Here is a 23,503-nt window from a genome sequence, read left to right as displayed (position 1 = left end):
ACCTTCCTGCCAAGTTATAAGTGATTCATGCTTGAATGGTATAACAATAGGGCTTCCTTGTCATCGGACAAAGTGCTAAAAACTCTCTGGTCAATTTTTAAATATAAGGAGATGTTATGCAGAATCCATTCAAGTTTTATGACTATCAGGGGAAGGCGTATATATATGATACAAATCAGAAAAGAATTTTCTCCATGGGTGTTGAGGAGAGCGGTGATGTTGAGCTGGAAATGGAAGTGAAAATTCTTGAAAGTGGCGAGGAAATCAGCAAAGAGCGGGCATGGGAAATTTGCGGCCTGGACAAGCTTTAGCCATGCTGATTTCGTCCACTCTGTCGGGCTGATATTCAGACATTACGTCTTTGAATGCTCTGGTGCACTCAGGACAGAGCTCAGAGCTTGCTTTGTTCTCAATAAATTCCATGGCTGCTACATGAGTGAAGGCCTTCTTGTACGGCCGGTCAGTTGTCAAGGCGTCATAAACATCGGCAACGGATATTATCCTTGCCCAAAGTGGAATTTCATTTCCACCGAGGCCATGAGGGTATCCTTTGCCATTCATTTTTTCATGATGGTGAAGTACTGCCGGTATAATGTCTTCCATACTGGGGATCGGATTCAGGATTTCAGCGCCAAGTACAGGGTGCTGTTTTATGCAGGCAAATTCCTGATCTGATAGGGGGCCGTTTTTGAGCAGAATGTCGTCGCGTATCCCTATTTTCCCGAGATCATGGAGTTTTGCCGCAAATTCTATGCGCTCTGTATCTCTTTCCGCCAATGAAAGTTTTTCAGCTGTTTTAACAGACAGGAAAGAAACGGTATCCGAATGTCCGCGAGTATAGGAGTCTCTGGCTTCAAGGGCCTGAATGAGGCTGGTAATGCTTCCCATGAGCAGTGTGCGCTCTTTTTTGAATAGCTCACGCTGCTGAAGTACGATCTGGAAGTGGTCGCTAAGCAGTTTTTCTGCAGTAATAACCAATTGGTCAATATTGAACGGCTTAACCAGAAAGGCCGCTGCGCCTTTGTGCAGCAGTTCCCGCATTGTCCTGCGGTCTGAGCCTGAGCTCATTACTACAAATGGAATATGGGAAAGATTTGGATGGTTCTGAACTTTTTCACAAAGCTGTATGCCGTCCATGACTGGCATGCATATGTCTGAAAGAATAAGATCGGGGGCAACCTGACTTACTATTTCGAAGGCTTCTGCTCCGTCAGATGCTGTAATGACTTTGAATCCTGCTGCAGAAAGTCCTGCATCAACAATTTTAAGAATGTATTTGGAGTCGTCAACGACTAATACAAGTCGGTCTCGCAATATTTTAGAGCGGCTGAGTATGTCTTTAATATATGGTAGAAGATCCTGTCTGGCCTTGTTTTTTGTTATGTACGCAGCCGCCCCAACTTCAAAACCTTTTTCAATATGTTCGCTTTTTTCGTTGCTGGATAGGATAATTACTGGTGTAGACTGTGTGTCCGGGTTTTTCTTTATTTCGGTACAGAGTTGATACCCGTTCATTCCGGGCATAATAATATCGGTGATTACCAGGTCATAGTGATTTTCCCGGGTCAGGTTGAGGCCTTGGAGTCCATCTACTGCTTCGGTTACGTCGATTGAATGCTGACGCAGTTGTGAGCAAATAACCGAACGAATCGTTTTGCTATCATCAACAATAAGAACCTGCGGGTTACGCATTCAAACTCCGGACTCTACGAAATAATATTTTTTATACCGGCAAACACCTGCTGCACTTTCATTCAATAAAATTACTGACGGCAAAAGTAAAGGCCGGAGCATATGCTCCGACCTTAAACATAAACTAATAACAACCTACTTGTTTTTATAAGGAATCATCTCTATCCAGAGGACAGCTCCGAGTTCAACAGCTTTACCTTCAATTTTATAGTCAGCGTCATTCAGACCGGCAAAACCCCACCATCCTGCTTTCGGGCAGGCAAAGGTGAAAACACCGTTTTCGTCGCAGAGGACTTCCTGAGTAACCATGCATTCATAAGGAGCAACAAACTTTGAGTCTTTGTTGTAGTACTCGACTTCTACCCGGGTATACGGAGCTGGTTTGCCATCGAGTAGAACTATTCCCTGGAAAACGTTGCCGGCATAGTTACCCCAAGGACGGGTCAGAGGAACTATTTCAGTCTTAGCTCCAATGGGTTTGTTCCACTCCTCTCCTTCATTGAAAGCTGACACAACGGTCTTGGTGTAGTGAATGATGTAGTTGTCTTCCGCAGGTTCAGGGTAGGGTGTGGGTTCCATGAAAAATGTGTACATGCCGGGGCGCTTGAATCTGTATTCAGCTTTGAAGGCTTCGTGATTCATATTTTTGCTTTGTTTCAGTGTCGGCAGCAGATCTGTTTCCTGTCCATCAAAGAAGACGCTGAACTTTTTGGGAGTTACCAGATTCATACCGACCATCTCAAATGGGTGAGAAAAAGAAAGCTCCAGTTCGGTAGATTTCCTAGAGGGTTCTATGATTGAGTTTTTTGGGATAAGCATGCCGAAATGGGCGAAGGCCGAACTGCAAAAGATAAGAGCAAGTACAGTTGTAAAAAGGCAGACAGACAGTTTGCGCATGAGATAGCTCCGCATAATGTTGAAAGGTTATTTTTTTCTGGAAGAGAAAAATGCCGCTATTCCGAAAAGTCCCAGGATGTATCCTATCCCGGAAAATATTTCATGGACTCCAGGTCCTTTTTCCTGTTGAGAGATTAGCATCCGCTTGACCGCATCCACTTTATTATTGAGGTCATCCAGACGTTTGTTCAGAGCTGCCATGTCGGCTGATGGAACAGGTGTGCTGGAAGGTGCTTGCGGAGTTGATTCTATCTCTGCTTTTACTTCATCTGCGGCTTCTGTTGTCCCCGGAAAGAGTTCTTCTGCCTGCAGAGTCCATTCTCCGCGGTGTCCTTCAGAAGCATGCAGGACTATAAGCATTCCGCTCTTGCTTTTTTTTATTTCTTCCGGGATGTCAAAATTGAAGTTACCATCATCGTCGGTTGTTCCTGTCAAAACGAGCTTTCCATCCGCGGTATTGAAAATTTCGACTTTTCCCTGATGAACTCTCTTGTTTTTGCTGAAATAACTTTCCGTAAAAATTTTATCTCCCTCTGGATAGGCAAATACGCTGACCCTGTGCGCGAAGGCAGTACCGCAGGTAAACATTAACGTGGCTATTAGAGTAGAAAATAGAAAACAACGTAGCTTGAAGGATTGTATTTTCAATTTTTGAACACCTTTTTTGTTGATTAATAAAAATCTATTCTTCCTTCGGTAACACCTCTTGTGAATTCGTAGTACCGCAGGCGGTGTATCAAGTCAATAACTTGGCCCAAATAAAGTAGAGTCAATAAAAAAGGCCGGTAAACCGGCCTAGTTAAGACAACGTGTATGATTGTTAATTAAATGTGTATCCAAGGTTGAGCGTGGTATCTAAGAATCCGTCCGGATCATGTGATTTGGTCCCTAGTGTTTTTAGATAACGGACGTCTGTTCCGATTGTGAACCCGGAGTCAAATTCGTACAGAACACCGGCTCCGCCACCAACCACAGGAGCTCCGTCTGATAGGCTGAAAAGAGTATTCGGGTAGGAGAAAAAGGAGTAACCGCCATGCAAGGCTACATACGGGGTCCAGACAGGATCTGTATAGAAACGGTAGAGAAGGGCGGCAGTTGCTGTATATGTGTCAAAGCTCTTTGACTTGTAGTCGTAGGCTGTGCCGTTTGTCGAGTTGCTGCCTCCAACTGTACCGGACTTTCCTGAACTGCGGCTCATGGTAAAATCGCCGCCAACACCAAATCCTGATGGGTAAAAGTGACGTACACTTGCTCCTCCCATGCCCCCGAATGTTGAATACGGAACCGTGCTGGACGGTTTGCTCTTTAGCTGTGTTCCGAAGGATGCTCCTGCGAAGGTTTCGGACTTTTTCTTGGGAACCATAAAACCGGTATTTTTAGTGCGTCTGGTTTCCCTGTTAACCTGCACAGCAAGTTCATAGTCCTTCTTGGCTATGTCTCCGGGTTCCATCATTTTGGGTTTTTCCCCATCCTGTTGGGTTCCAGCTAAAGATGGAGAGGAAGATGCCGCAGAAGTAACTGCTTGTGAGGTGTCTGTTTGCGCCGGAACAGAACTGACAACTGCTGCCGGACGTGCAGGCCAAAGTCCAAGTGTTTGAGGTTTTTGAACCTGTATATAGTGAACTTTTGAAGTAGGGCGTTGTCCCGTGGGCTTAGTAACGGGAGGAGTCGGTTTATGCTGCTGGATTGGTTGTGGCTCAGGCTGTGAGGACCTCGCATTCAATTCTGCGATGATCTCTTCCGATGAGGCGTCCTTCTCTGCGATATCTTTATTTGTTGAAGTGGGCAATTCTATTGGAGCTGCAGGTTCAGGTGCGGGAGCGTTGATACTTTCAACTGCACCGGCATCTATCAGATCTTTGACCAGCGACTTACCGTTTATAGTAATATCACCGACTATGTCATCTCCGGATTTGCTGAGTTCACGAACGTCAACGTCTTTCATCAGCACGATATTGCTGCTGTCCAGAATAGCCTTCTCCTGTGAAATACCCATGGATGGACGAACTCCGGCCAGTTTGACTTTTACAGGAGTCTGCCCATCCTTGAGAACTACGAAGGTATCCGCTTTTTCGACAGCAACGATTTTTCCCTGCCATCCTAAGGAAATAGAGGGGATCAAAACCAATACAACTGCTAGTGCTACAATTTTTTTTTTCATAGTTACCGTCTGGCATTTCGTAATGTTTATACCACTATAGATCGGCTTTGCTCTAATAAACTTAATACGTTTTTATGCAATATTTTACATTATTATTTTTTAATTTTAATAGCTCGATTAGCATTCAGACAGCTCTCTCTTGAGAATCGCTTCCTGACGAATTAAGTTAAACTCCGGCTGTACCTGACCGTTCCGCATGGGTTTTCATTTGGTTCTTTTGTTCATTGGTGTTAGCGTTAAATTTCAACACCGGGAGGCAATGTGTTCAGAACTGCGATCTTCATATTGATCTTCAACTGCCTGTCTATCTCTTTGTGCATGGCTGATGAGTTGGTTTTCGTCACTCTCGACAATACACCTCAAGCATACTTTGAGGATGGCAAAGTGACAGGCTTTCTTGCCGATATAGTAACCGAAGCGGCTCGCAGGGCCGGTTACGAATCCACTGTTCTGATTGTCCCATGGAAAAGAGCTCTGGCGATGGTTGAGAAAGGGTCTGCTGATGCAATTTTTAACGCAGGCTATACTGAGCAGCGAAACAAATTTATGAGATACCCAAATAACATTTTAATCACAGAGAAAATTATTGCCTTACGCAAAACAGGATCTAAATCTTACCTTGGTTATGATTTAAAAGGAGCAGACAAATATGTTGTCGGAGTCGGGCGAGGCTTCTTCTATGGCCAACGTATTCAGGATGCCTTTGACCGTGGCATTTTCAGGAGAGTTGAAGAAGTTCCCAATATCGATCTGAATGTCAAAAAGCTGTTGCTGGGCAGAATAGATTTTTTGTTGGCAGATTATTACCCAGTTATGAAGTTTTTGAGCGACAACAGGCTGATGGATCAGGTTGAACCAATTTTGTCTCCGGAAACAGGGCTGCCTGTGATATTCTCTGAATCTAATACCTACCTTGCTTTTTCAAGAAAGAAAAAAACACCTGCATTCAACAGTGTGAACAAGGAGCTGGAAAGGATGATAGAGGATGGAAGTTACAACGAGATAATCGCAAAGTATATTCCTGCGGATAAAGTCTTTTAGTTCAAGATTCTACCGCCAACCAATTGGTTCATAGCCTTTTTCCCGTAAACAACGTTCTACAAAGTTTTTGTAAACTGAATCTTCGTTGTCGCTCATAGCTCCACCTGCAGCGCCTCCTGCTGCCCCGCCAACAGCACCGGCAAGAGCAGAGGAGCCGGGGCTTCCAGTTACTATACCTATCCCCAAACCGATTACACCGCCGATAATTCCTCCTTTGGCACCTGTTTTCACTGCGGTTTTACCTCGGGATTGTTTGCCGACGCTTTGTTCTGCCAAATCAAGGCAGGCTTTTATGTCTGCTGAAGCTGTGGCCTCACCAACTTCCTTGTAGTGTTCATTGGGGTAGAGGGCAGGTTTTTTTGCGCAGGCCGGACATACGGCAAAAAGAACAGCAATGATCACGATTGGTAGCTTTGATGTAAATTTTTTAATCATTCTGAACCTGTGTTCTGGGAAGTTTGAAAATAAATTTAGAACCTTTTCCAACCTCAGAGTCGACTTCGAATACGCCCTTGTGGTTCTGGGTAATTATAAAAAAAGAAACAGAAAGTCCAAGGCCGGTTCCAAAGCCGGGAGATTTGGTGGTAAAGAACGGTTCAAATATACGTCTTCTTACCTCATTGGTTATTCCCGGGCCATTGTCTTCGACTTCGACAGTAACGTATTTGGCATCCTGCTGTGTGCGTAAAATCAGGCGTGGAGCTCTAACTTTCGATGTCTCATACATAGCATAGGCAGCGTTTTTGATCAGGTTGAGCAGCACCTGCTCTATTTCGATTCTGTAGCAGGCAACAAGGGCCAGATCATTTTTGAAATCTTTTATTATTTCAGTGTGTCTGAAGTCATATTTTTTCTTTAAGTCATAGTCGCAGGAAATAATATCAAGAATTCCTTCAATCAGCTCGTTGAGATTACAGCTCGTCATACCGGCTTCATTTCTTCTTGTGAAATCAAGCATATTCTTTACTATTACTGCTGCTCGCTCTCCTGAATTCTGAATGCCCTCCAGCATACGGACTATCCCCCTTTCCTCCATATAATTATAGATCTGGTCGCAACTGCAACCCTGCTTATGGGCGATTTCAATGTTTGCCTTATTTGCAGGTGAAATTCGGCGCAGAATATTCTGGGCACCCTGTAGTATGCCCGCCAGAGGGTTGTTTATCTCATGAGCCATTCCGGCGGCCAGTCCGCCCACTGAAAGCATTTTTTCTGTTTGAATGAGCAGATCCTGCGTTTTAACCTTCTCCGTCATATCTACGAGTGAAGCGACCCTATCCGTGCTGTCGTCGATAAGACCTACAAAAACATGGATATTTCTAATTTCTCCGCTACGCCTCATAAATTTGAAATCGTATGACGTTGGAACTGACATGTTACCCGCCTTTCTTGACAACGCATACTCACGCATTCTTGCGAGGTCTTCAAGGGAGACAAATTCAGTCCATTTCATTTTGTTTTCAATTTCGGTCTTAGAGTATCCACTCAACTCTATGAAATTGTTATTACAGCGTTTAATAGTGAAATCCTCTCCAAGAATAACAGTGGCGGTGCCGGTGTTCTCAAACAGGCTGCGATAATATTTTTCACTCTTTGTCAATTTTTTTTCAAACAACATCTTTTGATGAATTTCATTTTTGAGCTTGCGGGCAATATAAACGGTGAAACAAAGAATAATGATGGTAATTGTGAATAAGGAGCTGATATAAATAGCAGTTTCCTTTTTCATGACCACGCTGCCTTCCGTGGGATCAAAATAGAAGGATGAAAGATCCCTCTTTTTAAGCGTATTTACATCTTCATGAAAGTAGTCACAGATATTTTCCCATCGTTTTGGATTAATATGACCTATTTTTACAAGGTCAGGCTGCACAAGCTTCTGTATCGCAGCTGCCTCGAATCTGAGATGCTCTTTTGATTTAAGTGAACCGAATTTATTGATGATAATATCAATGAGTTCTTCGGTGTGTGAAAGTGCATAAGCCCAGCCTTTCAGGCTGGCACGTAGAAATTTTCTTACTCGTTCAGGATTATTTATAACCTGCTTACGGGAAGTAAAGAGCGTATCACCATAAAAATCTATGCCATATGTGGATGGGTAGATAATGGAGTAAGGAACTTCCTTCTCTTCAAGGTAATATGGCTGGTTTGTAAGATATGCTGCTATTACATCAATTTCCGGATCAAAATAGTCTTCCGGAGTTGCAAATCTGTCGATGAGGGCAAGGCTGGAAAGGGCTATTCTCTCTTTACGAAGCATTGATATAAGTTCGATATCCTGAGTGGCCGTACTCATCAGCACTGTTTTGCCTTTAAAATCGTGTGGACTGTGGAGAAGGGGAGGGGTCTTGGAAAGAAAAACAAGTGGTGAATGCTGAAAAACTGAAGCCAGAAGAACTACATCCTTTCCCTGCAAGTAATCCAGAAGAATTGCTGAATTGCTGACACCGAAGTCAGCCTTCTCCTCAAGGACAAGGTCTACAGGATTAAAACTGAGATCCCGTTCAATGATCGTAACATCCAATCCTTCCTCGGTATAGAACCCCTTTTCAAGTGCTGCGTAATAGCCTGCGAACTGAAACTGATGAAACCACTTAAGTTGTAATGTTACATTATCCTGCTTGGCTGAAGCAGGTGAAATGCATAGAAATAAGACAAGAACTGTCATCAGAATGCACAGTCCTGAATATCGTCTGGCGGGTGAGATGCCGTTAAGTCGGAGATAATTCAAAGTTACAACTCTGGTGCTGGCTGTTATTGTTAGGTGCAACAATAGCAAAAAGATTGATTTAAGGAAATAAATCTTGAGTGGAAAAGACGGGAATCTGAAGAATTAGAAAAGAAAAGGCCCCAGTGTTTACGCACTGAGGCCTTGTATTTACTGGTAGCGAGGAAGGGAATTGAACCCCCGACACTGCGGATATGAGCCGCATGCTCTAACCATCTGAGCTACCTCGCCATGATGTGGACTTCCTGTCCAACGAGGAGAGTTAATATACACTCTCATAAAACTTGGCAAGCAAAAAATGACTTAAATTACAATATAATGTTTATACCGTAGCGGTCATGTTTAGCCAAAGAAAAAGCCCTGCTCTGCAGGGCTTATTGTGTACTGGTAGCGAGGGAGGGAATTGAACCCCCGACACTGCGGATATGAGCCGCATGCTCTAACCATCTGAGCTACCTCGCCATGATATGGACTTCCCGTCCAACGAGGAGATTTACTATACGCTATGGATTAACTTGGCAAGTAAAAAAGTAATTTTTTTTAATTTTTATCAAAATAACCTGTAAACGTGGCAGGTTGTAGGACCAAACGATTAGGACCAGAAGAAGAGAACCAAGGGAGCCAAGGCTAACCTGTAATAGGCAAACGGGCGAAGCGTAAGCTTGCCAAGCAGATAAATGAATCCTTTTACTGCCGCCCATGCTGAAACAAATGACACAATAAATCCAACAGCAAGGAATGGAATGTCTGCGGTGGAGAAAAGCTGGTAGCTTTTTAACATGTCGTAGCCCGTTGCCGCGAACATAATGGGGACCGCTGCAATAAATGAATATTCTGCAGCAACCTTGCGTTGCGCCCCGAGCAGCATACCACCCATAATGGTAGCTGCAGAACGTGAAAATCCCGGCCAAAGAGCCAGACACTGAAAGCAGCCTATACCGAGTGCCAGTTTGGGAGTGATTTCGTCGATGGTAAGGCAGTGCGGATTTTTTTCTTTTCTCTCTACTATTAAAATCATGATTGCACCGACACCGAGAGCCCAGGCCACTGTATGAGGATTAAACAGGTGCTCCTTGATAAATCCGTGGGCGAGAAGTCCTAGCAGTGATGCCGGAAGGCTGGTCAAAAACAGCATGTAAAGCCCGCGGAAGCCGGAAAAAAGCTGGCCGGGAACAGGAAAAAGGAGTCCCCAGAAACGGGCCCAGTACAGAACCACTACGGCCAGAATGGCTCCAAGCTGGATGGCAACCTCAAAAGAGGCGGCTTTTTCGCCAGTAAACCCAAGCAGGTGGCCGGTTATTATCAGATGCCCTGTGCTTGAAACCGGAAGAAATTCAGTCAGCCCTTCTACTATACCGAGAATTGCAGCAGTGAAAAGTGAAGTCATATTAATACCTTTAGCGATTTGAAATGGTAATTTGAGCTCTGGAATCAACTCAGTTACGAACTGGGTATGCCACACTGCACAAAGTTGCAAGGTCCGTAAAGCTGGTGTAGTGTAAAAAATTAACAATCCACGTCTAATGATAAGGAAAAATATATGACAACCATAGTTACTCCATGTGAACTTACCCGCAAGGCCATTAAATGGATCTCCGAAAAGCGCCTGGAAACTGGCCGGGAGCTTCCTTCCCTGCTGGAAGAAGCCGCCATGCGCTTTAATCTGTCTCCCAAGGACATGGAGTTCATGGAACGTTTTTATGCTGAGAATTCCGCAGACACTCCTGACTGCGACTAAGAAACGTGTGTCGGGACGTTCATGTTTTGCGTGATTCCTAATCCGATAAACATGATTTATCCCGCATAAACATTATCTGCTGCACACTGCGGGAACCAAATTGAAGCTTCTTCATCGTCAGATTTTCAAAGAACTTATTTCCATATTTACATTGAGTATTTGCGGTTTCATGGGCCTGATTCTCATCGGCAGGCTTTTGCAGTTCCGGGACCTGTTCATGGGACAGAGTATTGGCGTTGTGGAAATGGCCAAGCTTTTCATGTATCTATGTCCTTTTTTTCTGCTCATCCTGACTCCCATTGCCACGATGTTAGCAATTTTTCTCACTTTCCTGAGGATGAATGCGGACAATGAAATAACAGCTCTCAAGTCCGGAGGATTGAGCCTCTACAGATTGTTGCCTGCGCCACTGATCTTCTGTGTGCTCTGTACCGGGGCGGATGTGTTTTTTTCCCTGTACGGCCTGTCGTGGGGAACCGAGAATTTTCGCAATGCTCTTATGGAATTTGCCAGAACCCAGAGTCAGCTTGCGCTTAAACCGGGAGTTTTCAACAAGGATTTTCCTGGGTTGGTTTTCTATGCGGACAAGGTCGATGACAAGGACGGAGTTATGTATTCTGTCTTTGTCCGGGACAGCACCAGAAAGGGCATGACCGCTACCATCGTCGCCCCGAAAGGAGAGATTCTGACTGACCCGTCGCAGGGCAGGTTGCTTATCCATCTTGAGAACGGTCGCATCTACCAGCAGGAACGCGAACAGCTCAGCGTTCTCAAATTCAAGAATTATGATGTTCGTATTCCATTGGCCAACATACTCAAAGGATACGACGTTGATGAATTGAGGCCAAAAGAGATGTCTTGGGAAAAACTGGTCCGCATAAACAGGGCTGGAGACAGGGCTGGAGACATTGATCCCAACTTTTTCAGGAAAGTTCAGGTTGAGGTGCAAAAGCGTATGGCCCTGCCTATAGCCTGTCTGGTTCTTGGCATGTTTGCCATGCCTATAGCCTGTATATTCCGAGGGCTTAAGCAGCAGTACGGTCTGCTTATTTCCATGGGACTGTTTCTTGTGTACTACACCATGCTGTCCTTAGGGGTTACTTTTGGTGAAAGCGGCGTGCTGACCCCAGTAATCGGTCTCTGGCTGCCCAACATAACTTTTGCGGTTATTTCTGTGGTTCTTCTAAAAATGGCTGTAATGGAACATTCATTCAGTTTCAGACTCAGGTTCCTAAAAAGGTTGAGGAGGAAGGCAGCATGATACGCAGGCTTCTTCCCGGCCATCTGGCTTTATATGTATTGAAGCAGAATATGTTTCTGATGTGCGTTACTCTTGGTGTCGGCACCGGTATCTATCTGCTTTCAGACCTTTTTGACCGTCTGGATGACTTTATTGAGGCCGGTCTTGGTGCAGGCACCATCCTGCGGTATTTCATTGTAAAAATGCCTTTGATTTTTTCACAGATACTTCCGGCTGTCTTTCTAATCTCCATGACGATTCAGCTTTGCGTCATGGCCAGAAGCAAAGAGCTGCTGGCCCTTCGTACCGGAGGACTGTCACTGGCGTGGTTTCTGCGCTTTTTTGTGGTTTACGCAGTTATATGGTCCTTCGGGCAGCTGTTGTTCTCGCAGGTTATCGGCGTATATGGAGAGCAGGAAGCCTATCGCATCTGGAAGGAGGATGTGCGAAAGAACCAGCTTGATCGCCGGGTGCTGCACAACATCTGGCTCAAGGAAGGACGGTTTGTGGTTGAAGCACAAGAAGTCATGCCTTTTGCCAACCGGGCCAAGGATATAACCCTGTACGAATTTGCAGAAGATAACGGCGGTATAAACAGGGTAATAACTTCCGAAAGTGCCGAAGTGAGTGATAAGTATGGCTGGAAGCTTGAGAATGCCGTTGAGCTTAGCCCGGACAGGTTTGCTTCACGCAAGCATCCCATTTTCACCATACCTATCAAAATCAACCTTGAGGTTTTCAAGGTTGTCGATCCCGATATTGATCCGGCCCAGCTTCCGCTATGGCAATTGAACAAGGTTATTGCTCAGTTGGAACAATCCGGTTCGCGCGTGGATGAATTACGGACAGCATGGCATTCCAAGTGGTCATATGCATTTTCGTTGCTTACCATGGCGCTGGTTTCCCTTGCACTGGTCACCATAACTGAAAACATCTACCTGAATATCGGCCTTGGTCTTGCGCTCACCTTCGTTTATTACGCATTGTTTATGCTAGGAGCATCGGCCGGTGATTCCGGGTTTATGCCGCCTATAGTGGCCGCATGGCTCGGAAATATACTTGTAAGTTCATTGGCGCTGATCCGGATAGGCTGGGTGCTGATTCCCGAGTCGGCCGGAAAATACATTAACCGATTGAAAAAGGCAGATCTTCAAAGATAAAAGTTGAGTCTGGATGTATTCCTGACAGCTGATACATGAATGACAAAGGCCGCGGTACCCAAGTGCCGCGGCCTTAATATTTAGATTCTCCAGTTGAAATAGAACCGGGGAAACTGCCTGCTCTGATCAATTGTCATCATCTTCGCGGGTTTCAACCAGAGGCCTGTGGGCTCCCAGATTGTATAGGCCGCGCAGGGCAAAGGGCAGGTTGAAGTGAGGGACTTTTTCAAACTTGATCAATCCGATATCCTTTCCTTCGGTAATAGAGGAAAGTGGCGGCAATCCGCTGGGAACAGGGAACTCCATGGGGCTGGAGAAAATGGATTCAAGTCTTGAGGAGTAGTGCTCTTTGAGATATTCAACCACCTGATCGCGCTCTTCACGGGTGAAAGATTCAAGGACGACTTTACGGTCCTTTTCTGCATCCGGGATTGCGTCAAGAGTTGCAGGGCTGCCGAAGAGATTGTCCCAGGAAATTTCATTTTCGTCTTCATCTGCCCACTGCGGCCTGAACAGATGAACTTCTACATCGCGCCGCCCCTTGAAGCTGCGGATGACCATGGACACGACATATCCCCTGCGGATCGGGGTTTCGCCGTTTTCAATCTGTATTATGGGAATCATTGCTACCTCGCAAAGTGAATATGATTTTATGAGAACACTGGTCAATTTGTTTATCAGCATTACATAACTATTTTAATTTAACAGCACAAGCCGGGAACAAAGTAGAATGTCAGGTAAATTTGAACTTGTCAGTGATTACACCCTCAAGGGTGACCAGCCGGAAGCAGTAAAGCAGCTAGTGGAAAATATTCGCCACGGCGTGAAGGATCAGATCCTGCTTGGAGCCACCGGGACCGGTAAGACCTTTGCCATGGCCAACGTGGTCAAGGAACTGAACCGCCCGACACTGGTCATGGCCCCAAACAAGACACTGGCAGCACAGCTGTTCAATGAATTCAAGGCATTGTTCCCTAATAATGCTGTAGAATATTTTGTAAGCTACTATGATTACTATCAACCGGAAGCATATCTGCCACACTCTGATACATATATTGAAAAAGATTCCTCAATCAACGACGACATAGATAAGCTGCGTCACTCGGCCACGCACGCACTGCTGACCAGGCGCGATGTACTCATAGTTGCTTCCGTATCCTGCATATATGGTCTCGGTTCGCCTGAATTCTACGCCCGTATGATTATTCCGGTAGAGGAAGGGCAGGAAATGTCCATGGAACAGCTCATGGAACGTCTGGTGGAAGTTCAGTACGAACGCAACGATTACGATTTCCACCGTGGAACCTTCCGTGTGCGTGGAGATGTCATCGAGATTATCCCGGCCTACAGTCGTGAACAGGCCCTACGGATAGAATTTTTTGGAGATGAGATCGAATCAATTCTTGAAACCGACCCGCTTACCGGGGAAGTCACCGGTCGCAGACGTAAAACGGTAATTTATCCTGCCAGCCACTTTGTCTCGGACAAGGACAACCTTGAGCGGGCCAGAGAGGATATTCGTGAAGAATTGGTGGAAACCCTGCGCAGTTTCAAGCAGGATAACAAACTGGTCGAAGCGCAGCGCCTTGAGCAGCGCACCATGTATGATCTCGAAATGATCGAAGAAATCGGCTACTGCAACGGAATTGAGAACTATTCACGCCATCTGGACGGGCGTAAGGAGGGAGAACCTCCGGCAACCCTTATCCATTATTTCCCGGACGACTTCCTGCTGTTCATGGATGAATCTCATATAGCCGTGCCTCAGGTCGGAGGCATGTATAATGGAGACCGCTCGCGTAAAACCACACTGGTAAATTTCGGCTTCCGTCTGCCGTCCGCTTTGGATAACCGCCCGCTTTGCTTTGAGGAATTCCTCGACAAAATCGGGCAGACCGTCTATGTCTCGGCGACTCCCGGGCCGTGGGAGATGGAACGGGCTCAAGGACTTGTGGTAGAGCAGATTATCCGTCCGACCGGCCTTCTTGATCCGGTTGTTGAAGTCCGACCGGTTAAAGGACAGATGGATGACCTGCTTGCCGAGTGCAAGGAGCGAGAGAAGAGGGGAGAACGTGTTCTTATCACCACCCTTACCAAACGGATGTCTGAAGACCTGACCGAATACTTCAACCAGATGGGAGTAAAGGCCAAGTACCTGCACTCAGATATTGATACCATGGAAAGGATGTCCATAATCCAGTCTCTGAGGGCAGGTGAATTTGTCGCACTTGTCGGTATCAACCTGCTGCGCGAGGGCCTCGATATCCCTGAAGTTTCGCTCGTGGCAATTCTTGATGCTGACAAGGAAGGCTTCCTCCGCTCCACGCGGTCTCTTATTCAGACATTCGGCCGTGCGGCCCGAAATTCCGAGGGAAGAGTAATCCTTTACGCGGACGTTGTAACCCAGTCTATGCGTACGGCTATGGATGAAACGTCCCGTCGCCGCAGGAAGCAGGATGAGTACAATCAGGAGCACGGTATTGTGCCTCGGACCATATCCAAACCGCTGGATAATATGCTGGGAACATTGTACTCTGACAATTGGGCCGGTAGCGAAATAAAGATTGCCGCAGAAGAAGCTGCAGAGTACGGACTCGATCCTGCCAAGATGGAAAAGGAAGTTCGCAAGATGGAAAAAGAGATGCGCAAATTTGCTTCGGAACTGGAATTTGAAAAAGCTGCTGAACTTCGTGATCGAATTCAGGTATTGCGTGAAAAAATAATCAGTCTCGGCTGACGTGTATAAATAAAACGGGCTGTCGGAAATGAAATCCAAATCTAAATCCATATTCGTAAAATTGCTGCGCCTGCGCAGGGATTTCGGCATGTTCTGGGGACTTATCTCCGGATTCATATACATGACGCTGGTTTTTATCGGCGGTATTGTCGGATATATGTGGATTGAGGGCTGGAATCTCCTGAACAGCTTCTACATGGTGGTTATAACCCTCTCCACGGTCGGATTTATGGAGGTGCTGCCTCTGTCCGATAACGGAAGGCTGTTTACCTCCATACTCATCCTTGGCGGAGTCGGCGGTTTCGCATATTTGATCGGTGCATTTTCGCAGTTGCTGGTAGAAGGGCGACTGCAAGCCATTCTCGGGAGACGCAGGATGCAGAAGACAATCGGAAAATTAAGGGATCATATAATCGTCTGCGGCTACGGCCGTATCGGGGCTATCGTCACTAAAGAAGTCATGGACGAAGGCCTGGAGATAGTTGTTGTTGAAAGCAACCCTGAATTGATCGCCAGCATGGAGGCATCAGGCATTTCTTGCGTAGAAGGTGATGCTACAAATGACGAGGTTCTTAAACTGGCCGGTCTTGATCATGCCAAAACACTTATCGCCGCACTCTCTGATGAAGCGGCCAATGTCTATGTCACGCTCATTGCAAGGCAGTCCAACTCCAAGGTGAATATTATTGCTCGTGGTAATGAAACAGCGAGTATTTCACGATTGGAATTTGCCGGAGCTGACCGGGTCGTCCTGCCGCACACCATCGGAGGAATACGCATGGCCCAGTCGGTTCTGCGGCCCACAGTTACGAACTTTCTTGATATAGCCATGCGCGGCAAGATTGATCTGCAGATGGAAGAGCTTTTCGTCACCGCAGAGTCTGAGCTTGTCGGTCTTGATCTGATTGAATCCAAAATTCGTCCGCGTTTCAACCTAATCATTATCGCCATCCGTAAGGGGTCGGGCGAAATGGTCTTTAATCCCGGCCCCAAGGAAGTAATTGAAGCAGGAGATACTCTGCTTACGGTTGGTAAAATCTCCGATCTCTCAGCGATAAGCAAAATTCTCTAATTTATCCGTATAGAGAGCCAGATCCAGTCAATTTCCGAACGACATTGAATTATCATCTTTAATAAATAATTCCTGTAATTACAGGGCGAGATGTCTGATTCTTAAAGATGAATTAACTTTAAAAATTTTGAATTATATCCTGCGTTGAGATGCTGATGCTCCATGTAAGAATATTTCAGCAGTAAGTTATTTAGAATTATCAATTTAAAATAAGCCTAAACGTGATTTATGAATTTTGTCTCAATGCCGGTTTCTTAGACTGGTGGCGAGGCTTTTTTAAAAGGTTTCGGGAACCTTAAACCCTTTCGCAAAAGAGATTAAGCCTGCCGAGACAAAATCAAATCTTCAAAAGCGAAAAGCTCCTCAACTACCAAAAATAGATGAATAAGACAGACCAGAAAAATATAAGTGAACTTGTCAGGCTTCTAGAAAAACACAACGAAGCCTATCGGCGCGGCATGCCGACAATCAGTGATGCCCGCTATGATGAATTGACCGAAGAATTGCGTTCTCTTGCACCGGATCACCCTTTTCTTAATCAGGTTGAGCCTGAAAATTTCAGCGAAAAGGTTGAGGTGCGTCATCCAAAACCGATGTTATCAACCGAAAAAGCATACACTTCCGAGGAAGTAGAGCGGTTTGTTGCCAGAGTGGAAAAGGAAGCCAGGGCAGTCGGGATAAGGGAAGTGAACTACCGGGTAACACCCAAGCTTGACGGCCTTGCCGCCCGCGATGACGGAAGTATTTTTGCTACTCGCGGAAACGGTGAGGTTGGCTATGAGATTTCAAGTGCTTTTGCAAAGGGTGTTGTACCTGTCGGCGGACGTGGGCAGGGGGTAGGTGAAATAGTCTGCAGCCTTGAATATTTCGAAGAACATCTGTCCGATAATTTTGAACATCCCCGCAATATGGTGGTGGGAATTGTCACCTCTGATAATGTCAACGAGGCCTCAAAACAGGCCCTGCAGGACGAAGCAGTAAGGTTTGTTCCCTACAGTACCCTTCCCAACCGTATCGTCAGCGGAGAAGAACTGGTTCGCGACGTCTGGAAAATTACCGACGAACTCTGGGCTTCCTGCGATTATCCGTTGGACGGAATGGTGGCAGAGGTTATGGACACCGATCTTCAGGAGATCCTTGGCGCAACCGCTCATCATTACCGCTGGCAGATTGCCATCAAGAAAAAGGGAGAATCAGCGGTAACCGAAGTAGAAGATGTCCGTTGGCAGGTGGGGCGCATGGGTGCAGTGACTCCGGTCATGGAAGTCCAGCCGGTATCAGTTTCCGGTGCGACTATCAGAAATGTTACTGCTCACAATGCAGGCATGCTCAGGGATCAGTCTATTGGCAAGGGGGCTGTAATCAGGATCATCCGCAGCGGGGAGGTCATTCCCAAGCTGGAGGAAGTTCTTAAGCCTGCACAAGAAGTTGAACTGCCGGCAGAATGCCCCTCATGTGGTGCGGAACTGTTCTGGCAGAATGATTTTCTTAAATGTCCAGATTTCACTTGTCCTGCGCGTGTTGAGCAGCGTCTCGAATACTGGTTCAAGACCCTTGGCAATGCCGACTGGTTCGGTAAGAAGACAATTGCCAAACTTGTTTCTGCCGGGCGTAATACACTGGAATCCGTATATGAGATGGGCGAAGAGGATTTCAGGAAACTCGGATTCGGTCCTGTGCAGTCCAGCAACCTTGCGGAGGCTGTCTATATCAGCCGCACCAAGGAAACCGACGACTGGCGTTTTCTGGCCGCATTTGGAATTCCAGACCTCGGGAAGGCCGACAGCCGTAAACTTCTCGGCTATTTCCGAATTGAGGATATTGTAGATGTAAAGCAGGAGCAGCTCATTGCCATCCATGGATTCGGTGACATTACCAGCCATTCGGTGACTGAAGGAATTTCCCAGATCAGGGAAACCATCCTGCACATGCTTGATTTCGATTTCAACCTGCGTCGCACTCCTCTGCTGGCTGATACGGCAAGTATGGAAAGCCCCATAACCGGGAAAGGAATTGTTTTTACCGGTAAAATGGAGCACGGAAGCAGAGAGGACATGCAGGCTATGGCTCGGCGTCTGGGCGCAAATGTCCAGACATCCGTCACCGGCAAGACTGATTTTCTGGTCTGCGGCAGCAAGGTCGGGGCTAAGAAAATAGATTCGGCCAAGGCCAAGGGAGTTGAGATCATGACAGAAGAACAATTCATGGTTATAGTGAACTCCAATTAGCTGACAGCGTATTGATTTTTATAAATATCCAACCAAGCGGTTCTGTCCGGGACCGTTAAACCTATCAGGAGCTTGAGATGACTGAAGTTGTGATTATGGGTGCCAAAGGGCGCATGGGAGATACACTTGTTCGCTGTACCCAGCAGAGCGACGACCTTAAACTTGCAGGAGTTCTTGAAAGAGCAGGTTGTGAAGGTGGGCTGGATGCTCTCGGTTGCGTCTGCGGAACTTCTCCCGAAGAGGTTCTGACCAAAGTCCCCGGTGCTGTGGTGGTTGATTTCACATCCCCTTCAGTCACCCTGAAACTGCTTGAAACCGCTTCCATTACCGGGAACCCTGTTGTCATAGGTACCACCGGTATGACCAGTGAAGAACTGGAGCAGGTGGAAGAATACGCCAAAAAAGTTCCTGTTTTTCTTGCTCCGAACATGAGTGTCGGCGTAAACGTTCTTCTGAAGATTCTACCGGAACTGGTCCGCATGCTTGGGCCTGCTTATGATATGGAAATGACTGAAATTCATCATAACAAGAAAGTCGACTCACCCAGCGGAACAGCCCTCAAGCTGGCCCAGTGCATGGCTGAAGCAAGAGGCCTTGTTTATGACGAGGTAAAAAAGCATGCCCGTGACGGTATCATCGGAGCCCGCACCAAGGATGAAATCGGCGTTCTCGCCGTGCGCGGCGGTGATGTTGTCGGTGATCATACCGCATATTTCCTCGGACCCGGTGAACGCATTGAAGTAACTCATCGCGCCCACTCGCGTGAGACATTCGCACAGGGCGCGCTGCGTGCAGCCCGCTGGCTGAGCGGTCAGAAGCCAGGTAAACTCTACTCCATGGCTGATATTTTTTAATCCAGTAAACTAAATGAAGTAGAATTATACAGCCTAAAAGGTTAGAAAGGTCGTATCCATACGGATGCGGCCTTTTGTGTTTTTTGAACCAAAACTTTAACTTTTAAAAACAGCAGACCTTATGCAGAAACAGCTTACTGACAAACGGCAGATGGGCCTTGCTCTCGGAGCTCTTGGCGTAGTTTTCGGCGATATAGGAACAAGTCCTTTGTATGCAATGAAAGCCTGTTTCAGCGGGCACCATGCTATTACGCTAAATCCCGAGAATGTGCTGGGAGTTCTTTCTCTGATTATCTGGTCGCTGCTGATTGTCATCTGTCTCAAATATGTGACCTTTGTCATGGCAGCGGACAACAAGGGGGAAGGAGGGATTTTCGCTCTCTACGAACTGGTCTGTGCTAAAGAAAAGTATCTCTCCACATCCGTTATGCTGGTAGCTGCGATGCTTGGTGGCGCATTGCTTTATGGAGATGGAGTCATTACCCCGGCCATTTCCGTTCTTTCCGCAATAGAAGGTCTGGACGTGGCAACAACGGCTGCACATCAGTACACCGAGTACATTGCTTGCGCCATTCTTCTGCTTTTGTTTGGCTTTCAGAGCAGTGGAACGGATAAAATTGGAAAGTTGTTCGGTCCGGTAATGTTGGCGTGGTTCGTGGTGATAGCCATTTTCGGGATTGCTTCCGCAGTGCAGAATCCTGAAGTTCTGCAGGCCTTCAGTCCATTCCATGCTATACGCTTTTTTGAAAACAACGGTATTGGCGGCAGCATGGTCCTTGGTGCTGTAGTTCTCTGTGTTACCGGCGGAGAGGCTCTTTTCGCAGATATGGGGCATTTCGGACGCAGGCCTATCACACTGGCCTGGTATTTAATTGCCCTGCCGAGTCTGCTGCTGAATTATCTGGGGCAGGGGGCCATGCTGATCAGTCAGCCGGAGTCAATTCTCAATCCATTCTTTAACCTTTTTCCAGATTTCCTGATGCTGCCCATGATCGGACTGGCGACATTTGCAGCCATTATTGCTTCTCAGGCTATTATCTCCGGAGCCTTTTCACTGACAGCGCAGGCAGTACATCTGGGATTTGTACCCCGAATACGCATATTTCAAACCTCTGAAGAAAACCCGGGACAGGTTTTTGTTCCCTCGGTTAACTGGATAATGGCTGTGCTTTGTATCCTTTTAGTTCTCAGCTTCAAAGGATCTGAACACCTTGCAGGTGCCTATGGAATAGCCATAACCGGAACCATGGTGATAACGACATATCTTTTCTGGTTCTACCTGCGGCAGATCAGAAAATGGCCTTTAATCATAGTTGCCTTGCTTACCGGATTTTTTGCTGTTTTTGATCTGGGTTTTTTCCTGGTCAATTTCACCAAGCTGGAAGGAGGAGGATGGTTTCCCATTCTTCTGGCCGCAATAATTGCTTACGGTATGTACACATGGATATGGGGACGCGCCAAAGTACGCAACAGGCTGCGTGCTCGGGGACTTGAAGTTTCTGACCTTGAGCCGGAAATAGAAAAGAATATGCTGGCCAAGGTTCCGGGCGAAGCTGTCTTTCTTTCTGCTTCTGATTTTATACCCCACGCATTCCTGCAGCATCTGCGAAACAACCGGGTAGTGCATGAAAAACTTGTTTTCCTGCGCGTTAAGACTTCCAGCGAACCATTCTATGATTCACGAAAACGTATTGAAGTGAAAAGTATTGATAAAAATATCTGGTGGTTGACCATAAACTACGGTTTCATGGAGAAACCGAACCTTTCACTGATCCTGATGCAATCATGGAACCAGTTGAAAATAAGCAGCACTGACAGCTATTTTTATGTTGGGAAAATGATGCTGAGGTTCAATGAAGATGAACCTAAAAATATCATCAGGAGGAAACTGTTTATTTTTCTGAATTCAATGGCAGAAGAACCTCTTGATTATCTAAGGATTCCGGCTGAAAAAATCATCACAATCGGAACTTCAATCCGCATATAGCGGTATTGATAAGTGGAGGCTCAAACCGTTCGGGTTAGTGCACAAACTTGCTCATGAAATCGTAAACTTCTTTCATCTCATTCTCAAGAACGACCAGGTTTTCAAAGGAAAGAGGACTGTCTCCATCCCGTGCACTGTATTCAAGTCTCAGGCATGCTTCACGTACTCTGTCTGCACCCATGGTGGCAGCAGCCCCTTTTAGCGAGTGGGCAAGGTATTTCAGCTCATCCATTTCACCTGCTTCAAGGGCAGCCCTTATTTTCTGGACTCTTACCGGCTCATCACGCAGAAAAACGTTAAAGAGCTTTGTCAGGAATTCCCGTTTGGTAGAGGCCATTGATTCCAGCCAGTTTTTATTGATTACTTCAAGATTGTTCATCCCGTGAATTTAAGGCAAAATGAAATCTATTTCCACATAATTTCAGCCCTTGATGCATAAAATCGGACGTAATTTTGCAATCATCCTTGAAATACCTGCCCGTTCAGTCGCAAGAACCACACTGTCCACGTCTTTGTATGCGTCAGGGGCTTCTTCCGCTATTCCCCGGACCGAAGCGGTATGCACAATTATGCCTTTCCGGCCCAATTCATTTTGGATTCTGTTCCCTTTGAATGCCTTTCTGGCCTGAGCTCGACTCATGGCTCGCCCAGCACCATGGCAACATGATGAAAAAGATATATCCGCTGCCTCCGCTGTTCCGGCCAGAATGTAGGACGCCGTTCCCATGCTTCCGCCAATTATGACCGGCTGGCCTGTTTTGCGGAATTCACGTGGAAGCTCCGGGTGTCCCGGACCGAGTGCTCTTGTTGCTCCCTTGCGATGAACATACACACTTTTTCGGTTACCCTTAATCAGGAATTCTTCCTTATGACATGTGTTGTGACTGACATCATACAGGAGTTTAAGATCTGCCTTTGGAAACAACTCTGCAAAACATTCACGAATAAGATGTGTTAATACCTGCCGGTTGGCCAACGCACAATTGATTCCGGCCCCCATTGCACCAAGGTAATCCTGTCCCAGTTCAGATCTGATCGGTGCACAGGCAATGTCACGGGAGGGAAGCTTTATTCCAAAGGCCGGAGCTGCCTTTTCCATCAGCGGCAGGTACTCTTTAGCAATTTGGTGCCCAAGTCCTCTTGAACCGCAGTGTACGCTCACAAGCACATCTTCTTCGGCAATGCCGAAGGCTTCAGCGGTCTTGCGGTCATAAATAGTTTCAACATACTGAACTTCGAGATAATGATTGCCCGATCCGAGTGATCCCATCTGGTTGCGCATTCTCTGCTTGGCCTGGATCGATACCTTTGAGGGATCAGCAAAAGTATTTCTGCCGTTGCATTCTATGCGTCCAAGATCCTCCGGACGCCCCATGCCCATGCCGACAGCCCACGAGGCTCCGCCGAGAAGCATCTCGTCCATGTCGCAGCCCTCAAGAATTATTTCACCGCCTTCACCTGTTCCGCATGGAATACGCCTGAAAAGCAGGTCTGCGAGCTTTGCATCGCAACTAAAAAGATCCTGCCGCTTCAATCCGGTGGTAATGGTTCGCACACCGCAGGAAATATCGAAGCCGACACCACCTGCAGAAACAACACCTCGTTCCTGATCAAAAGCGCCAACACCGCCGATGGGGAAACCATAGCCGGAATGGGCATCCGGCATTGCGCATACCGGCCCGACCACTCCGGGCAGGGAAGCAACATCACGAACCTGCGCCAAAGTTGTATCGTCCAACTGTAGTATAATATCCTTGTCCCCAAAAAACACCGCGTCAACATTCATCTGTCCGTGTTTTTCCAATCTCCAACGGCAGGGGGCATCCTGCTGTAATAACTTAATGTTCATAAATCTCCACCTGAAAGGACACCCTCAAGTGCTGAGGTAGATTTTGTTCGTCTGGGACAAGTCCTCGTGTTTTAAGAATCTTTTATTTGAATAAATATTGCTCGATATATAACCAGGCA

20 protein-coding genes and 2 tRNA genes are annotated in these 23,503 nt (G+C 46.5%); 10 read left to right on the top strand and 12 right to left on the bottom strand.

Annotated features, from left to right (window positions below; all coding sequences use genetic code 11):
- Positions 1 to 116: 116 nt before the first annotated feature.
- Complete coding sequence (locus tag N7E73_RS18475; RefSeq protein ID WP_432736408.1) at positions 117 to 311, top strand: hypothetical protein; 195 nt, start codon at positions 117 to 119, stop codon at positions 309 to 311.
- Here the strand turns inward: N7E73_RS18475 and N7E73_RS18470 are convergent.
- The 4 genes from N7E73_RS18470 to N7E73_RS18455 form a co-directional block, all read right to left on the bottom strand.
- Complete coding sequence (locus N7E73_RS18470) at positions 265 to 1,692, bottom strand: response regulator (protein WP_432736406.1); 1,428 nt, start codon at positions 1,690 to 1,692, stop codon at positions 265 to 267. The two genes, N7E73_RS18475 and N7E73_RS18470, sit on opposite strands and share 47 nt — an antisense overlap.
- A 135-nt stretch (positions 1,693 to 1,827) precedes the next feature.
- Positions 1,828 to 2,589 (bottom strand): DUF4198 domain-containing protein, encoded by a 762-nt coding sequence (locus N7E73_RS18465; protein WP_432736405.1) that lies wholly within the window; start codon positions 2,587 to 2,589, stop codon positions 1,828 to 1,830.
- A gap of 27 nt (positions 2,590 to 2,616) precedes the next feature.
- Positions 2,617 to 3,024, bottom strand: a complete 408-nt coding sequence (locus N7E73_RS18460) for a hypothetical protein (protein ID WP_432736403.1) — start codon at positions 3,022 to 3,024, stop codon at positions 2,617 to 2,619.
- 385 nt (positions 3,025 to 3,409) lie between these two features.
- A complete protein-coding gene (locus N7E73_RS18455) occupies positions 3,410 to 4,750 on the bottom strand; it encodes a hypothetical protein (RefSeq protein WP_432736402.1) in 1,341 nt (446 codons plus the stop codon).
- Between the two features lie 261 nt (positions 4,751 to 5,011).
- Between N7E73_RS18455 and N7E73_RS18450 the strand changes: the two genes are divergently transcribed.
- Complete coding sequence (locus N7E73_RS18450; RefSeq protein ID WP_432736401.1) at positions 5,012 to 5,791, top strand: substrate-binding periplasmic protein; 780 nt, start codon at positions 5,012 to 5,014, stop codon at positions 5,789 to 5,791.
- Positions 5,792 to 5,800: 9 nt separating this feature from the next.
- On the opposite strand, the gene N7E73_RS18445 is transcribed toward N7E73_RS18450, so the two are convergent.
- The 5 genes from N7E73_RS18445 to N7E73_RS18425 all read right to left on the bottom strand — a co-directional run bounded on the left by N7E73_RS18445 (position 5,801) and on the right by N7E73_RS18425 (position 9,906).
- On the bottom strand, positions 5,801 to 6,226 hold the full coding sequence (locus N7E73_RS18445; protein ID WP_432736399.1) for a hypothetical protein: 426 nt from the start codon (positions 6,224 to 6,226) through the stop codon (positions 5,801 to 5,803).
- Positions 6,219 to 8,459 carry an ABC transporter substrate-binding protein gene (locus N7E73_RS18440; RefSeq protein ID WP_432736398.1) on the bottom strand — a complete coding sequence of 747 codons (2,241 nt, stop codon included), beginning with the start codon at positions 8,457 to 8,459 and terminating at the stop codon, positions 6,219 to 6,221. The genes N7E73_RS18445 and N7E73_RS18440 overlap by 8 nt, the downstream gene beginning before the upstream one ends.
- A gap of 214 nt (positions 8,460 to 8,673) precedes the next feature.
- Positions 8,674 to 8,750: transfer RNA gene (locus N7E73_RS18435), tRNA-Met, on the bottom strand.
- A 154-nt stretch (positions 8,751 to 8,904) separates the two neighbouring features.
- Positions 8,905 to 8,981 (bottom strand) — tRNA-Met (locus N7E73_RS18430).
- Positions 8,982 to 9,111: 130 nt separating this feature from the next.
- On the bottom strand, positions 9,112 to 9,906 hold the full coding sequence (locus tag N7E73_RS18425; protein ID WP_432736397.1) for an undecaprenyl-diphosphate phosphatase: 795 nt from the start codon (positions 9,904 to 9,906) through the stop codon (positions 9,112 to 9,114).
- A 153-nt stretch (positions 9,907 to 10,059) separates the two neighbouring features.
- On the opposite strand from N7E73_RS18425, the gene N7E73_RS18420 reads away from it, so the two are divergent.
- From N7E73_RS18420 to N7E73_RS18410, 3 genes are all read left to right on the top strand, one after another.
- Positions 10,060 to 10,257 (top strand): hypothetical protein, encoded by a 198-nt coding sequence (locus N7E73_RS18420; RefSeq protein WP_432736396.1) that lies wholly within the window; start codon positions 10,060 to 10,062, stop codon positions 10,255 to 10,257.
- A gap of 100 nt (positions 10,258 to 10,357) precedes the next feature.
- On the top strand, positions 10,358 to 11,518 hold the full coding sequence (gene lptF, locus N7E73_RS18415; RefSeq protein WP_432736394.1) for an LPS export ABC transporter permease LptF: 1,161 nt from the start codon (positions 10,358 to 10,360) through the stop codon (positions 11,516 to 11,518).
- Complete coding sequence (locus N7E73_RS18410) at positions 11,515 to 12,657, top strand: LptF/LptG family permease (protein WP_432736392.1); 1,143 nt, start codon at positions 11,515 to 11,517, stop codon at positions 12,655 to 12,657. The genes lptF and N7E73_RS18410 overlap by 4 nt, the downstream gene beginning before the upstream one ends.
- Positions 12,658 to 12,783: 126 nt before the next feature.
- Here N7E73_RS18410 and N7E73_RS18405 read toward each other — a convergent pair whose 3' ends face one another.
- Positions 12,784 to 13,281 carry a hypothetical protein gene (locus N7E73_RS18405; protein WP_432736391.1) on the bottom strand — a complete coding sequence of 166 codons (498 nt, stop codon included), beginning with the start codon at positions 13,279 to 13,281 and terminating at the stop codon, positions 12,784 to 12,786.
- Between the two features lie 106 nt (positions 13,282 to 13,387).
- Between N7E73_RS18405 and uvrB the strand changes: the two genes are divergently transcribed.
- The 5 genes from uvrB (at position 13,388) to N7E73_RS18380 (ending at position 21,535) form a co-directional block, all read left to right on the top strand.
- A complete protein-coding gene (gene uvrB / locus N7E73_RS18400) occupies positions 13,388 to 15,394 on the top strand; it encodes an excinuclease ABC subunit UvrB (protein ID WP_432736390.1) in 2,007 nt (668 codons plus the stop codon).
- Between the two features lie 28 nt (positions 15,395 to 15,422).
- The gene (locus N7E73_RS18395; protein ID WP_432736388.1) at positions 15,423 to 16,466 is read left to right on the top strand and encodes a potassium channel family protein; all 1,044 of its coding nucleotides are present in this window, start codon (positions 15,423 to 15,425) and stop codon (positions 16,464 to 16,466) included.
- 380 nt (positions 16,467 to 16,846) lie between these two features.
- Complete coding sequence (locus N7E73_RS18390) at positions 16,847 to 18,694, top strand: BRCT domain-containing protein (RefSeq protein WP_432736387.1); 1,848 nt, start codon at positions 16,847 to 16,849, stop codon at positions 18,692 to 18,694.
- Between the two features lie 77 nt (positions 18,695 to 18,771).
- Positions 18,772 to 19,548, top strand: coding sequence for a 4-hydroxy-tetrahydrodipicolinate reductase (gene dapB, locus N7E73_RS18385; protein ID WP_432736386.1), 777 nt, complete (start codon positions 18,772 to 18,774; stop codon positions 19,546 to 19,548).
- A 121-nt stretch (positions 19,549 to 19,669) separates the two neighbouring features.
- Positions 19,670 to 21,535, top strand: coding sequence for a potassium transporter Kup (locus N7E73_RS18380; protein WP_432736385.1), 1,866 nt, complete (start codon positions 19,670 to 19,672; stop codon positions 21,533 to 21,535).
- 34 nt (positions 21,536 to 21,569) lie between these two features.
- Here N7E73_RS18380 and N7E73_RS18375 read toward each other — a convergent pair whose 3' ends face one another.
- Both N7E73_RS18375 and N7E73_RS18370 read right to left on the bottom strand, forming a co-directional pair.
- A complete protein-coding gene (locus N7E73_RS18375) occupies positions 21,570 to 21,914 on the bottom strand; it encodes an Hpt domain-containing protein (protein WP_432736384.1) in 345 nt (114 codons plus the stop codon).
- A gap of 42 nt (positions 21,915 to 21,956) precedes the next feature.
- Complete coding sequence (locus N7E73_RS18370; RefSeq protein ID WP_432736383.1) at positions 21,957 to 23,384, bottom strand: RtcB family protein; 1,428 nt, start codon at positions 23,382 to 23,384, stop codon at positions 21,957 to 21,959.
- Positions 23,385 to 23,503: the final 119 nt, after the last annotated feature.

Origin of the sequence: Maridesulfovibrio sp. FT414, assembly GCF_050916235.1 — a bacterium.
GTDB lineage: Bacteria > Desulfobacterota > Desulfovibrionia > Desulfovibrionales > Desulfovibrionaceae > Maridesulfovibrio.
The sequence above is the reverse complement of the archived record's forward strand: the minus strand, read 5'-3'. Positions and strand labels throughout refer to the sequence as shown.